7 protein-coding genes are annotated in these 15,022 nt (G+C 55.8%); 6 read left to right on the top strand and 1 reads right to left on the bottom strand.

Annotated features, from left to right (window positions below):
- Positions 1–183 precede the first annotated feature (183 nt).
- The 6 genes from trxA (at position 184) to MHI24_RS10455 (ending at position 13,172) form a co-directional block, all read left to right on the top strand.
- The gene (gene trxA / locus MHI24_RS10480) at positions 184–501 is read left to right on the top strand and encodes a thioredoxin (protein ID WP_036701616.1); all 318 of its coding nucleotides are present in this window, start codon (positions 184–186) and stop codon (positions 499–501) included.
- A gap of 178 nt (positions 502–679) precedes the next feature.
- Positions 680–2,677 (top strand): excinuclease ABC subunit UvrC, encoded by a 1,998-nt coding sequence (gene uvrC, locus MHI24_RS10475; RefSeq protein WP_340025573.1) that lies wholly within the window; start codon positions 680–682, stop codon positions 2,675–2,677.
- A gap of 853 nt (positions 2,678–3,530) precedes the next feature.
- The gene (locus tag MHI24_RS10470; RefSeq protein ID WP_340025572.1) at positions 3,531–8,105 is read left to right on the top strand and encodes a discoidin domain-containing protein; all 4,575 of its coding nucleotides are present in this window, start codon (positions 3,531–3,533) and stop codon (positions 8,103–8,105) included.
- 26 nt (positions 8,106–8,131) lie between these two features.
- A complete protein-coding gene (locus tag MHI24_RS10465) occupies positions 8,132–9,775 on the top strand; it encodes an extracellular solute-binding protein (RefSeq protein WP_340025571.1) in 1,644 nt (547 codons plus the stop codon).
- A gap of 64 nt (positions 9,776–9,839) precedes the next feature.
- Positions 9,840–11,396 (top strand): helix-turn-helix domain-containing protein, encoded by a 1,557-nt coding sequence (locus tag MHI24_RS10460; RefSeq protein WP_340025570.1) that lies wholly within the window; start codon positions 9,840–9,842, stop codon positions 11,394–11,396.
- A 6-nt stretch (positions 11,397–11,402) separates the two neighbouring features.
- A complete protein-coding gene (locus tag MHI24_RS10455) occupies positions 11,403–13,172 on the top strand; it encodes a histidine kinase (protein WP_340025569.1) in 1,770 nt (589 codons plus the stop codon).
- Positions 13,173–13,230: 58 nt separating this feature from the next.
- On the opposite strand, the gene MHI24_RS10450 is transcribed toward MHI24_RS10455, so the two are convergent.
- On the bottom strand, positions 13,231–14,937 hold the full coding sequence (locus MHI24_RS10450) for a CPBP family intramembrane glutamic endopeptidase (RefSeq protein ID WP_340025568.1): 1,707 nt from the start codon (positions 14,935–14,937) through the stop codon (positions 13,231–13,233).
- Positions 14,938–15,022 lie beyond the last annotated feature (85 nt).

Raw genomic sequence — 15,022 nt, 5'->3', positions numbered from 1 at the left:
ACATTACAAATGTATAGTAATTGTGTTATACTGTTCCTGTAACTGGTTATCATATTACATGAAGCATTTTACCCTGCTATATTTCTCGGAGTAATTTCTGCAGGCTTGGCTCAGGCTATAGGAGCAGAAGTGATTTCGTACAACTTAAGCGGATGCTCATAACTTTTAAGGAGGAACAATATCATGGCTATCGTGAATGTGTCAGACCAATCCTTCGTGAATGAAGTGGAAGGTCAAGGTACTGTTGTTGTAGATTTCTGGGCACCTTGGTGCGGCCCTTGCAAAATGCTCGCCCCTATTCTGGAGGAGCTGTCCACCGAGCTGGGTGACGATGTGAAGATTGCGAAACTGAATGTTGATGAGAACCCTGAGACGGCTTCCCGTTTCGGCGTGATGAGTATTCCTACATTGATCTTCTTCAAGGACGGCCAGCCGGTAGATAAGGTTGTAGGGCTGAACTCGAAGGATTCCCTTAAGAATATCGTTGCGAAGCATCAATAATTAATTATAACTGCTGTAGCCGGGGCCTTGCGGCCCCCTCACACAAAGCGCCTTCGGATGTCCGGAGGCGCTTTGTGTGTCCAATAGAAACGGATGTTCTATATTAAAGCTTGAATCCGCACTGCATTCTATTCTAAACTTACCTTATAAAAGTGTAGTAACAGGTGGGGGAGAACTTATGGATTACATGGATAATATCCGCAATAAGCTTGCGCTGCTGCCCGATCTGCCCGGCTGCTATCTGATGAAGAATCAGGAGGGGACGATCATCTATGTCGGCAAGGCTAAGGTGCTGAAGAACCGTGTCCGCTCTTATTTTACCGGCAGCCATAACGGGAAGACGCAGCGGCTCGTCGCCAACATTGCGGATTTCGAATATATCGTAACATCGAGCAACATGGAGGCGCTCATTCTGGAGTGCAACCTGATCAAGAAGCATATGCCGCGCTACAACGTCCTGCTGAAGGATGACAAGACCTTCCCGTATCTCAAAATTACCAACGAAGCCCATCCGCGCCTGGAGGTCACCCGCAGGGTGCTGAAGGATAAAGCGAAATACTTCGGCCCGTACCCGAACAGTTATGCTGCCCAACAGACTAAGAAGCTGCTGGACCGGATGTATCCGCTGCGCAAATGCGGGGTGATGCCGAAGGAGGTCTGCCTGTACTATCATATGGGCCAGTGCCTCGCGCCGTGTGAGAAGGAAGTGCCGAAGTCCGCTTACGAAGAGATTATCCAGAACATCTCATCGTTCCTCGGCGGGGGACATGATGCGGTGAAGAAGGATTTGCAGAAGAAGATGCAGGAGGCGGCAGAGGAGCTGTATTTTGAGCGGGCCAAGGAGCTGCGTGATCAGATTCAGCATATCGATGCCGTGATGGAGAAGCAGAAGATCAATACGGCCGATACCAAGGACCGCGACGTTTTTGGCTATGCGGTGGACAAGGGCTGGATGTGTGTGCAGATCCTGTACATGCGGCAGGGGAAAATGATCCAGCGCCACTCCTCGGCGTTTCCGTTCTATGGGGAAGCCTACAGTGACTTCATGTCTTATGTCACGCAGTATTACAGCGACAACCCTGCCCTGCCGCAGGAGATCCTGCTGCCGGATATGGCAACGGCCGGGACGCTTCCGCCGGAAGCCGGGAGTGTGTCCGGTGAGGGAAGCAGCGGGCCGGCGGCCGGCGTCATGCCGAGCGGCCAGGCGCTGATGGCCGCCTTGGGCGCCGAGGATGAGTCTGAGGCGGCTGAGCCGGAGGGCGGAGCAGTTGAGGCTCCGCAGGAGCAGGAGGCGGCCGCAGAGGGAACCGTGGATGCGGCCGGAGGGGCGGCAGCCCTGCAGGAATGGCTGGGCATCAAGGTCCATGTGCCGCAGCGCGGGCTGAAGAAGCAGATGGTCGGCATGGCCTGCCAGAACAGCCGGGTGGCGCTGGATGAGAAGTTCCGCCTGATCGAGCGGGATGAGGAGCGCACCTCCGGGGCGGCCAGCAGCCTGGGGCAGAGCCTGGGTCTGGAGTCGCTTCACCGGATTGAGGCGTTCGATAACTCGAACATCCAAGGGGCCAATCCGGTCTCAGCGATGGTTGTTTTCATCGACGGTAAGCCAGCCCGCAAGGAGTACCGCAAATACAAGGTCCGTACCGTGCAGGGCCCGGATGATTATGAGACGATGCGTGAGGTCATCCGTAGGCGGTATGAACGGGTGCTGAAGGAGAATCTGCCGCAGCCGGATCTGATCGTCGTGGACGGAGGGAAGGGGCAGATCTCTTCCGCCATTGATATTTTGCAGAATGAGCTTGGGCTGTACATCCCCGTCTGCGGTCTGGTGAAGGATGACAAACACAGAACGGCCCACCTGCTGGTGGGTGACTCGGCCGAGCCGGTACCGCTCGCCCGCGACAGCCAGGAGTTCTACCTCCTGCAGCGGATTCAGGACGAGGTGCACCGCTTCGCGATCACCTTCCACCGGGAGCAGCGCGGCAAGTCGATGGTCACCTCGAAGCTGGACTCGATTCCCGGCATCGGAGACAAGCGCCGGAAGTTGCTGCTGAAGCATTTTGGTTCGCTGAAGAAGATCAAGGAAGCGTCCATTGAGGATTTCAAGGTGCTGTCCATCGGCGAGAAGCTGGCCGGGCAGATTCTGGAGGCGCTCAAGGACGAGGAGCCGTCATTATAAATAGGCTTGAACGGTAACGGAACAGAAGCCGGCCCTATGTGTGGGCCGGTTTTTTGGGGTTTGCTTAGAAAAGGATGGCATCGTCAGCAATCCCGCTAGTCCTCTGGAAGGCAGGCTAACGGACGGCGAAATGTAATCGAAAAACCGAATACATTGGGAGTTGCGTGGGTGCGCGGAGCAAATGTAATCGAAAAACCGAACACATTGGGCATGGCGTGGGTGCGTGGATCAAATGTAATCGAAAAATCGAACACATTGGGCATGGCGTGGGCGCGCGGGCCAAATGTATGCGAAAAACCGAACACAATTGGAGTTGCGGGGGCGCGCGGGCCAAATGTATGCGAAAAACCGAACACAATTGGAGTTGGGGGCGCGCGGGCCAAATGTATGCGAAAAACCGAACACAATTAGAGTTACGTGGGCGCGTGGATCAAATGTAATCGAAAAACCGAACACATTGGGCATGGCCTGGGTGCGTGGAGCAAATGTAATTGAAAAACCGGCTACATTGCGCCAGGTGGTGATGTGCGGGCCGAATGTACATAGTAACCGAACACTATGAGCTGCTGCATAATTTACTTAATCTTTACTTTCTGCATAAAATCGTTGATTTGTATAATTGCAACCGGTTTCGGTAAAGGGTACGCTTATTATGAATCTTTGAAAGCGTTTATATGAAAGGTGCAGACTTCCAGAACCAGGGTAAGGGGGGCTGATGAGGACTCCGGCAAAAGACTCCGACAATAGGACTCCGGGAGAAGTCAGGTTTGACTCCGGCAAAAGGACTCCGGGAAAAAGTCAGGTTTACAGGCTAAAGAGCTGCAATCCAATCGTAAAGAGGAGGATTAAAGGAATGGGATATTCAAAAACAGTAAGACGCAAGAAGGGGATTAACGGGACCGCTCTTGGTCTGAGCATCATTATGCTGCTGAGTCTCGTGCTGTCGCTTCCGCCAGGACCGGCGCATGCTGCGGACTCTAATCTGCTCTCCAAAGACCGGCCGGCGTATGCCTCGGGCACGGAGGGCAATAATACCCCGGATCTGGCGGTGGACGGCAATACGGGGTCACGGTGGAGCAGCTCATGGGGGACGGACCCGAACTGGATCTATGTGGACCTCGGGGCAACTGCCGCCGTAGACCGCGTGGTGCTCCGCTGGGAAGGAGCTTACGCCAAGGCCTACAAAATCCAGGTATCCGCTGACGAATTGAACTGGAGTGATATCTATTCCACAACTACAGGAGATGGCGGTGTGGATGAGCTTACGCTCAGCGGCACCGGCCGTTATGTCCGCGTATTCGCCACGGAGCGGATTCTGACGCAATACGGCATTTCCCTCTACGAGTTCGAGGTATACGGCACCGGCGGCGTTAATCCTCCTCCGGTTGTTCTCGGGCCGAATGTGGCCTTGAACAAGCCTGTGACGGCTTCATCCTATCAGGTGGCCGACTATCTCCCGGCCGGCTCTACCCTGCCGGAGCTGGCAGTGGACGGCGACCTGAACACACGCTGGTCCTCCAACGCTACCGATAATGAATGGCTGAGCGTTGACCTAGGCAGCGTACGCACGCTGGGCCGGGTAATCATTAACTGGGAGGCAGCGGCCGGCCGGATCTATGATATTCAGGTCTCAAATAACGGAACCTCATGGACTACGGTCTACCGGGAGCTTCACGGCGACGGGGGCACCCTTAATCTTCCCGTCTATGCCAGCGGCCGCTATCTGCGGATGAAAGGGATCAGCAGAGCAACCTCCTACGGGTACTCGATCTTTGAATTCCAGGCCTATGATTATGTGGCAGGCGATCCCAAGCCGGTCTATAACATTCCGGCCCTGCCTACGCTAACCACAGTGCCCGTGGGCCAAGGCAGCCATGCCGCGAATGACCTCTCGGTTCCCCAGCCGAAATATCCGCAGTATAAGTCGGATGCGCTGACTGCGCCGCTGCCTTCCAATGACTGGTGGCAGTCCATTATGATCAATCAGCTCGGCAACGGCATTATCACGCTTCCGCTCAAATCGAAATATACCAAGCAGGGCCTAAGCATTCTGAATCCGGGCGCAGGCTACCTGAGCGCTGACGGAAGAGCACAGGAAGCGGCGGGAAGCCCGGATCTGTTCCTGATGGCCGGCAACATTAATACCTCAGGGATGTCGAACCGGATTACCGGTTACGGCGACTGGTCGGCGACGGCCGTGTTAAGCGATGGCGCTGCGGAGAAAATGAAGACAACATTCGTCAAAGGCTCGCCTTATCTCTATTCGCAATTCAGTGATCCGGCCAGTCCTGAAGTGTATCTGCCAGCCGGGGCCCGTTTCTTCGACGGCAGCAATACTACGATTCTCGCTGCAGACGGGGCCACCGTTACAGCAGACCATATCGGCATTGAGGTCACCAATTCCAACGGGGCGCCAACGCCTGTCATGGTGACCAGACACTATGGGCTGTATGCGCCGGCCGGTACAACCTTCAAGCGGGTCGGTGCCAAGCTCAAAATCCAGCTCGGTGGAGGCCAGAACTACCTGTCCCTGTCGGCTCTTCCGGCACCGTCCAATCTGAATTACTTCTACCAGCATGGCTATACCTTCGTGACGGACACGAAGGTGGCCTATACCTTCAACGAGACGACCTCCGATGTGACGACCACCTTCAATGCGGTAACCGAGCTTAAGCGTTCAGGCTTCCCGAATACCGCGCTGATGGCACAGCTTCCCCACCAGTGGAAGGTTACCACAACACCGCTCACCGCTGTCTCCTTCCCGTCCATCCGCGGAACGATGAAGGTGACAGAGGGCAATTCGTTTGCCACGACTGATAAATTCTACGGCATTGTGCCGCAGTTCACCGAGCCGGGCGATTCCACCTATTCCCGTCAGGATCTGCTGAATTACCTGGCGCTGCTGGATACGGACACCGCCACCAATCTGATGCAGGCCGATGCTTACTGGCAGGGCAAGAAGCTGCATCCGCTGGCTATGGGGGTGCTGGTCGCCGATCAGATCGGCAATGAGAGCTACAAGAATCTGTTCCTGTCCCGGATGAAGACCGTGCTTACAGACTGGTATACGTACACCTCGGGGGAAACCGATTATTATTTCGACTACAACTCTGACTGGGGAACATTGATCTATAAAAACAGCGAGTTCGGCGCGAACTCCGGGATCACAGACCATCATTTCACGTATGGCTATTATGTTTTTGCATCAGCGGTGCTTGCCACCTACGATACCGACTTCAGAAATAAATTCAGCGGAATGGTTGATGAGCTGATCCGTGACTACGCCAATCCGTCGAAGACAGACACGAAATATCCGTACTTCCGCAACTTCGATCCGTATGAAGGCCATTCATGGGCCGGCGGTTATGCCGACAATGACAGCGGCAATAACCAGGAGGCGGCTGGAGAATCGCTGTTCGGCTGGGTCGGCCAATATATGTGGAGCATACTGACCGGTAACACCGCTTTCCGGGATGCGTCCATTATGGGCTTTACGACGGAGCTTAGAGCGGTACAGCAGTACTGGTTCAACTTCGACCAGGATAACTGGCTGCCGGGCTATACGCATAAATCGGTAGGGCAGATCTACGGAAGCTCGAACTTCTTCGGCACCTTTTTCAATGGTGATCCGGTGTATGTCTATGGGATTCACTGGCTGCCTACAGCAGAATATCTGACCAGCTACGGGTTCGATACGGCCAAGGCGGCCGGATTGTACAGCGGCTTCGTGGCTGATAACGGCGGGCCGGAAACGGACTGGTACCATATCGTCTGGCCGATTCAGGCGCTGAGCAATCCGCAGGCCGTGCTGAATAAATGGAATCCGGCACTGCCGCAGCAGAACGAATTGTTCAACACATACTGGTTCGTGCACAGCATGGAAACGCTTGGATCACGCACCAAGGACATTTGGGCAGAGAACGGATACAGTGCAACGGTGTACAAAAAAGGTTCGGCCTACCGCGCGCTGGTCTGGAATCCGACCAATGCGGCGATTACCGTTACGTTCCGCAATAGCGGAGGGGTTACAGGCTCGGCTGTAGTCCCGGCCGGGAAGCTGGTGAAGGTGGACCCGACGAAGGTGACCACGGATACGCTGCTTACTCCGCCTGCCTTGACAGCTGACACCACCCAGAATGCTGCCGGCCAGCCGATTGAGCTGATATTCTCGGAGAACGCAGCCTGGAGAAATGCAATTACTGCGGTAAAAGTGGATGGAACTTCAGCAGCAGCAGCGGATTATACCGTGGAAGCCGGTAAAATCACGCTGAACACCGCGTTGTTCCCCGCGGCGAAGACTTACACGGTTACAGTCACAGCAGACGGATATACCGATACTTCGGTGCAGCAGGTGATTACCGGCGGCACGCAGCCGTCCGGGAACCTTGCCCTCAATAAGGCGGTTACCGCTTCGGAGAATCCGAAGCAGCCGGCTGCCGGCGCTGTAGACGGAAACGCAGGCACCCGCTGGGAATCAGACTTCATTGATCCGCAGTGGATTCAGGTGGATCTCGGCTCTGCCCGGACGGTCAGCCGTGTCCTGTTGAACTGGGAGGGGGCATATGGCAAAGCCTACACGATCGAGACATCGGCAGATGGCGAGAACTGGGCAACGGTCTATTCGACAACTACCGGAGACGGGGGCATTGACGATGTCAGCTTCACCCCGGTCAACGCGCGGTATGTGAAAGTGCACGGGACGGAACGCGGCACACCGTACGGGTATTCCTTATGGGAACTGGAGGTGTACGGCAGCGGCAGCGCTGTGACACCACAGGCTCCGCCTGTCCTCGCAGCTGACACTACCCAGAATGCTGTCGGCCAGCCGATTGAGTTGGCGTTCACGGAGAATGCGGCCTGGAGAACTGCAATCACTGCGGTGAGGGTGGATGGAGTGGCAGCAGCGACAGCGAATTATACCGTGGAAGCCGGTAAAATCACACTGAATACCGCGCTGTTCCCTACAGGGAAGACGTATACGATTACAGTAACAGCAGCGGGATATAACGACGCTTCGGTGCAGCAGGTGATTACCGGCGGCACACCGCCGCTTGTAAACCTTGCGCTGAACAAGGCGGTTACCGCTTCGGAGAATCCGAAGCAGCCCGCTGCCGGAGCTGTGGACGGAAACGAGGGCACCCGCTGGGAATCGGATTTCAGTGATCCGCAGTGGATTCAGGTGGATCTCGGCTCTGCCCAGACGGTCAGCCGTGTCCTGTTGAACTGGGAGGGGGCCTACGCCAAAGCTTATACGATCGAGACGTCGGCAGACGGCACGAACTGGTCGACTGCCTATTCCACAACAACCGGGGACGGGGACATCGACGATATTAGCTTCACCCCGGTCAGTGCGCGGTATGTGAAAGTGAACGGCACAGAGCGCGGCACCCAGTACGGCTATTCTTTATGGGAACTGTCAATCTATTAAAGCACAGGTCAGCGACACTCCTGTTCTTGCTGGTTCTAGGCAGTCTTAGTGCCTGCTCGGGCAGCGGCCGCTCCGAAATTACGCTGCCTGCGGGTCCTTCAGCTGCACCGCTCTCGGAGCTGGCCGCCAAGGTGAAGCCGGTTCAGTTCACCGTCTTTGTGAACTATGACTGGTATACCGCGCCGGACTGGGAGGCCGGGCCGCATAGCCGCTGGATCACCGATCATCTGAAGGTGAAGCTTCTGCCGGTACCATCGAGCGGTGCTGCCGCCCAGAAGCTGAATGCGATGATTGTCTCGGATCAGCTTCCCGATGTGCTGGTTATGGATCGCGGCAAGGATGTGGAACGGCTGCAAAAGGCGGGCAAGCTGGTGGCGCTGGATTCTTATCTGGAGCAATATCCCGAATTCGCCCGAACGGTCGGCGAGAACACGCTGAACATGCTGCGCAGTGAAGACGGCAGGCTGTACCAGATTCCGAACTGGTATATTAACGGCAGCGGCGGCAGCGGCAACGCCGGTTTCCTGGTGGAGAAGAGGATATACCGTGAGCTCGGCTCCCCCAGGCTTGAGACATGGGATGATCTCGAAGCGTATCTGCAGCAAGTGCAGAGGAAATACCCGGATATTGTGCCGATTGACTTCGGGGAGACCCGGGACGGCGTGGACATACAGATGATCGGCATGCTGTACAGCGGTGCGGCGGATAACCGGACGCCAAGCTTCATCTCTCCCGGTTCAGGCCAGATCTTCGGTGTGCCCGCCGGCATCCGGCTGACTTCTGTATACCGCGACCCGGCATTCCTGGAGACGCTGCAGCTGGCGGGCCGGCTGGTCCGCCAGGGGCTGACCTCTCCGGATCTGTTGACCGAGACACGGGATCAGGTGCTGGAGAAGCTGAAAAGCGGCCGGATCGCCGTATTCGGCGCTTATGACGCTGTCGTGGAAGGGATCGGCCGGGAAGCGAATAATCAGCTCTCGGCTAAGGACCCGCTGGACGGCTATGAGCTTATCTGGCCGTTGCACCGCGAAGGTGTTGATCCCGGTAAGGTCTATCCCTCCGGGTACAATACGCTGGGCTGGAATGTCAATGTCATTACAACCTCTGCCCGGGACCCGGAGGCCATTTTCTCCTATATGAACTGGGCGACGAGTCCTGAGGGGCAGCGGATTCTTTTCTTCGGGCCGGAGGGATTGTTTTATGATAAAGTAGAGGGTGAAGTTCCCATCCCAAATGATTCCTATATTGGACGTGACTTGAAATGGTATGATGATCTGAAGATCGGGGAATTCAACTGGTACGGCAATACTTCATACATTGATGCTGCCAAAGCACAGCGCGAGAAGCTGCTGCCTGCCGGAGCCCGGGACTGGACAACCCTTGGACAAGCCAATATAACGTTCAAGACTTCGATGAACATCACCGAATTCTCCAATCTTGACCCGGCGCCTGCCTCGGAAGAGGGGCTTATTCTGCAAAGGCTGAGGGATCAATATGCGCAGGTGGTGCCCCGGATGATTTTTGCGGCAAGTGATGAAGAGCTCCGGGAGCTGCTTAAGGAAGCAGACAGGGAAGCATCGGACCTGGGCTATGACAGGCTGCTGGGCTGGAAGACCGGAGTGTGGCAGAGCAATCTGAAGAAGATCAAGGATTACACACCGGAACATTAAACGTTTGGAGAAGAGAGGGATACGTCATGTACCCTCTTTTCCGCATGAAGGAGCGCTGATTGCGATGTACAGAGCTGTCTTGGTGGATGATGAGAATTATGATCTGGAGGGGCTGCGCTGCCTGATTCCCTGGAGTGGGCTCGGGATTGAAGTGGTCTGCAGCGAGAGCAATCCGCTTGCCGCTCTTCAATATATCGAGAATCATGAGATTGATCTGCTGATTACGGATATCCGGATGCCGGCGGTTTCCGGTATGGAGCTGTCCCGCCTGGCGCTGGAGCTGAATCCGGGGCTCAAAATCGTGTTCATCAGCGGCTATCAGGAATTTCATTATGCGAAGCAGGCACTCGACTTGAAGGCCCATGCCTACGTGCTTAAGCCGGTTGATGATGAGGAGCTGATCGGTGTATTGCGCACGGCTACCGCCGGGCTGGAGCTGGAACGGAGCAGAGGGCCGGAGGACGGCGGCATGATCGCTTCCTTCGATTTCATCAAAAATGATGTGCTGCAGCATCTGCTGGAGGGCAGCATTGACGGGGCTACGCTGGGCGCCTTCCTGGCCCGGTATCCGCTGGATCTGGCCTTCTCCAGCGCTTCTGTGGTGCTGATTGAGGCCGATGATGTTCTGATGCGGGTGCAGGAGCAGCCGGAGGATGTCTATGCCGGTCTGGACCGGCTGTTTCAATACATCGGGTCAGAGATTGACGCCGCTTCTGCCGGGAAATGGTGCCGGCTGAACCGTTCACAGCTCGGTTTCGTCTATACCGGGCAGCGCCTGACGCTGGAAGAGCGGCTTCAGCAGCTGGTGCAGAAGGTCCGTGAGCACACGGAGTATACGATCACTGTAAGTTATGGTGCAGAGGTGGGGTCTCCGGAAGGACTGGCCGCCTCCTTTTCCCAGGCGAAGGCTTATATGAACGGCAAAATGTTCATCGGCAAAAACAGGGTGATTCCGCCGGTGATGAGCAAGCCGGGCATGGTCCAGGAGATCAAGGAGCTGAGCGTTGTCCTGGAGGGGATGTTCGGGGCCATGGCGGCCTACAGGCTGGCTGATATTTGCGACTGCCTCGACGAGCTGTTCGAGATGGCGGCCCTGTTCGAGCATCCGGTGAAGGTCTATCATTTCTCCATTCATATCGTTACCCGGCTGGAGGCTTACCTGGGGACACTCAACGAGACCTACGAGAGTCTGCAGCAGATGGACGTCATTCATCATCTGGAGACCGTTGACGATATCAAACGCTGGCTGCGGTGTACCTTGTTTGAGATTTCCGAGCTTCTGTTCATGAAGAAGCAGCACAAGAACCGCCGGCTGATGGAGCGGATTCAAGCCTATATCCGGGAGAGGCTGACGGAGAATCTTACCTTGCGGGCGGTAGCTGCCCATTTTGCCTATTCGCCGAATCATCTCGGAGTCCTGTTCAAAGAGCACACGGGGGAGAGCTTCAATGAGTACCTTGTACGGCTCCGCATGGAGAAGGCGATTCTTCTGCTCGATCAGCCTCAATACAAAATTTACGAGGTGGCTGATAAGGTTGGCTACAAGAACATTGCTTATTTCAGCAGGCAATTCCGGGAATTTTTTAATATGACCGCAGCCGATTACAGAAAGCAGAGCTGATCCGGCATGCAGATGAAGCGTGCGAAATCCGTATACATTCCCATAAGCTACAAGCTGCTTATTTCATATCTGCTGCTGGTGCTGACACCGATCATCGCGATCGGCAGCTACGCCTACCTGTCGTCTGTGCGTTCCACCGAGCAGCATACCAGAAGCAATCTGGAGGTGGCTGTCAAGCAAATAGCCAGCAACGTGGATTTCCGGCTGAAGGATATGGTCCGCAGCACCGATGAGCTATATGCCGACCAGACCCTGGCGCGCTATTTGGCAGGCTATCATTCCGGCTGGGAGAGATACAGCATTATGTCGCAGTATATCCTCCCCAGGCTGAAGAACGCGGCGAATCTGCCGGATCCGGAGGTCGAGCTCTCCGTCTATGTAAGTAATCCTGATGTCGGGGAATTCTATTATAACGATAGTGCAGCAGAAGATGTCCGGAAGTACTCTTTGTTTCATATGGACCGCATTGAGGATGAAGACTGGTACAGAGGGCTCGATCTGCATTACGGCTCCAGTGTATGGCGGCAGACGGGCAATGACAAGGCGGATGGCAGCATCTCCTACCTGCGGCCTTTGATCAACTACGATACTCTGCAGCTGAATGGTCTGATCAAAATGACGGCGAATATGAAATACATCTTCTCGGATGCCGTCTCGGGGCAGCTGGGCGAGGACAGCATCCTGTTCATCGCGGATAACGCAGACCGCCTGCTGTTCACAAGCTCCCCGAACGGGGTTATCCCTGAGCCGCTGGCTTCAGCCGCTTCAGGTTATATTAAGCAGCCAAATTCCTATATGCAGATCAAACAGCCGGTTACCAATATGCCGGCCAGTGTAGTGGCCTGGATTCCATATGCTTCGCTGCAGAAGAATTCACAGCAGGTCCGCAATGTGACCATCGGCATCTGTCTGGTAACCCTGGTGCTGCTCTTTCTGATCAGTCTGGCGATGTCCCAGTATTTCTCGCGGAGCTTCCAGAAGCTGGTGTCTTCCCTGAAATCTTTTCAGGAAGGGGACTTCCACAAGCGGATGCCGGTCCGGGGCAATGATGAGTTTGCGGAGATCGGCAGTGCTTTTAACGAGATGGCTTCAACCATTCAGCGGTTAATCGATGAGGTCTATGTCGTCAGTCTGGAGAAAAAGGAGACCGAGCTGCAGGTGCTGCATTCCCAGATGAACCCGCATTTCCTGTATAACACCTTCTCTTCCATCAGCCGGATGGCCAAGCTCGGGGAGATCGATAAGCTGCATGAGGTCATCCGTTCACTGGCCCGGTTCTACCGGCTGACGCTGCACCGGGGGGAGATGATCATTCCCGTGGAGCAGGAGCTGCAGATCGCGGAATCGTATCTCGACATCCAGCGGATCAAGAATGCGGACCGGATTCATGTCGCCTATGCTATAGCGCCGGAGGTGCTGGAGAGCGAGAGCGTGAAATTTATTCTGCAGCCGTTTGTGGAGAATGCGCTGGAGCATGCCTGGTATGACGATGAAATCTCCCTGGTTATCCGTGCTTACATGGAAGAGGGGGATGTGGTCTTTGAAGTGGAGGATAACGGGCTGGGGATGAAGGAGGAGCTGATCGGGCAGATTCTTGAGCCTGCGGGCCAGGGCATCGGCTATGGCATCCGTAATGTGGACCAGCGGATCAAGCTGCAGTACGGCAGACCGTACGGTGTAGCGATTCACAGCTCGCTTGGTGAAGGCACGCTGATCCGGCTCCGCTTTCCTTACCGTCCGTATCATTCTGTGCCGGAAGAGGCAGGACAGCTATAGCTATACAGCAGCAGCGGCTGCGCTATCCCGGATCAGGGGGCGCAGCCGCTGCAGGTGTTTATGGAACAGGAACCGGTTCTGCCTGCTTCGGCTCCCGTGGAGGGTTGAAGCGGTAGACCAGATAACCGACGATGAACGGCAGGATGATGGTCACGATGCCTGCCCCTACATTTACCTTATCCTGCATGAAAATCAGGGTCGCGCCCATCAGGATGCTGTCGAAGACGACATGGCTGAACATCGCGGCGATGAACCCGTGGCGCAGGAAAATGTAACTGAACAGCAGGCCGATCACCGTCAGTTCAATCGGCCGCGAGATGACCGGATAGATCGGGTAGAGCGTATGCCCGAGCGCCCAGATCAGGGTGGTGATCAGTGAAGCGATGAACGTATTCCGGACCAGCTTTTTCAGCATCTGAATCCCGAACAGCCGGTAGACAGCTTCTTCAGAGAGGCCGGCCAGCCAGGCGACGATTGGGAGCAGCCAGGCATATTTCATATTGTACGGCGACTGCGCCGCATCGGTGGTGGACCAGTTATCCAGCGTATAGGACAGAATAATGAACATGACCGTCTGCACGCCAAGCAGAATGAAGGCCCAGATATAGCCGGCCTGGATGCTGTTCAATACATAACGGCCATATCCCGGCTCCTTCGCCCGGGGCCAGGGGTTCAGCTTCTCCTCGGAGCGCCAGAGGCCGTCGCCGCCGACCAGGGAGAAGTAGAGCAAGAGCGACATCAGCAGGCTGTACAGGACATAGATGATGAACATGACGACCGCCGTAATCCGCGCTTCGGCACTGCCGCTGCCGGATTCGGACACCGCGTTGTAGCTGCTGACCATCATAATTACGAAGTGAACCGAGCTGAGGAAGATTCCGCGCCGCCAGGACGTATGCCGTCTGCGCAGAATGCCGTAGACCAGCGCCAGAATGCCCAGCAGCAGCGTAGGCAGGCCGTAGCCGTACAGAGTCAGCTTCCTGGCCAGTGAGGTCTGCCCGTCCACGTAGGCATCATGCCATGCGGGGGCAGAGAATCCGGCGCGGAAATAGGAGACCGCTTCCCCGTCATAATTGAACTGGTAATACAGCGGGGATTCGCCCACCTTGACCGAGCTGTCGGAATAGACAAGCCCGTAGCCTCCTGCGCTGGCTTCAATCTTCAGCTTGGCGGGGTTGGCTCCCCACTGCTGCAGCCAGGGACGGGCCAGGCTCTCCTTCTTCTCCAGGCTTAAGTCCGGTATGCTGCTGGCGGGACTTGCCTTCCCGCTGCGCCCCGCCGCCGGGGCGGCCGGTCTTTCCCCGTAGTCGTGCCCTGCCGCCGCATCGGCATCGGGCCCGGCAGCGAAAGCGGCAACCTGCCCGGTATACATATTGAGGTCTACGGCAAGCCGGGCATCCGCTTGCCCGGACGTATAGAGCACCGCATGATAGACATCGAACGGATAGCGCTGATCGAGCTTGTTCTTGGAGTAATCGTTCAGCAGTTTCTCCCGGGACATGTAACCGTAGAACGAGGCGTCCGTCTTATACAGAACCACCCATTCATCCCCGGCTGCGGCTTGGTAACCAAGCTGTTTGGCGGCGAAATCAGCAGCCTTCTCCCGGATGTCAGCCTTGGGGAGGGGAGCCGGATTCCCTCCGGAGGCCGGGAGCAGCTGAGGGGCAATCTGGAACATGACGAACAGGATCAGTCCGAGGATTCCGGCAATGATTAGCTTGAGCGCAGGGGGCCGGGACTCTAGGGGCTGGCCGATGGGATTCATGGAATGCCTCCTTGAAATAAAATACTCTTATCCATTCATTATAGTATTAACGGCCGGGCTTATGCTTGTCAAAATGATGCTTTGT

This window comes from Paenibacillus sp. FSL K6-1096, from assembly GCF_037977055.1.
Classification (GTDB): Bacteria; Bacillota; Bacilli; order Paenibacillales; family Paenibacillaceae; genus Paenibacillus_AQ.
This window is presented reverse-complemented; position numbering and strand designations above follow the sequence as displayed.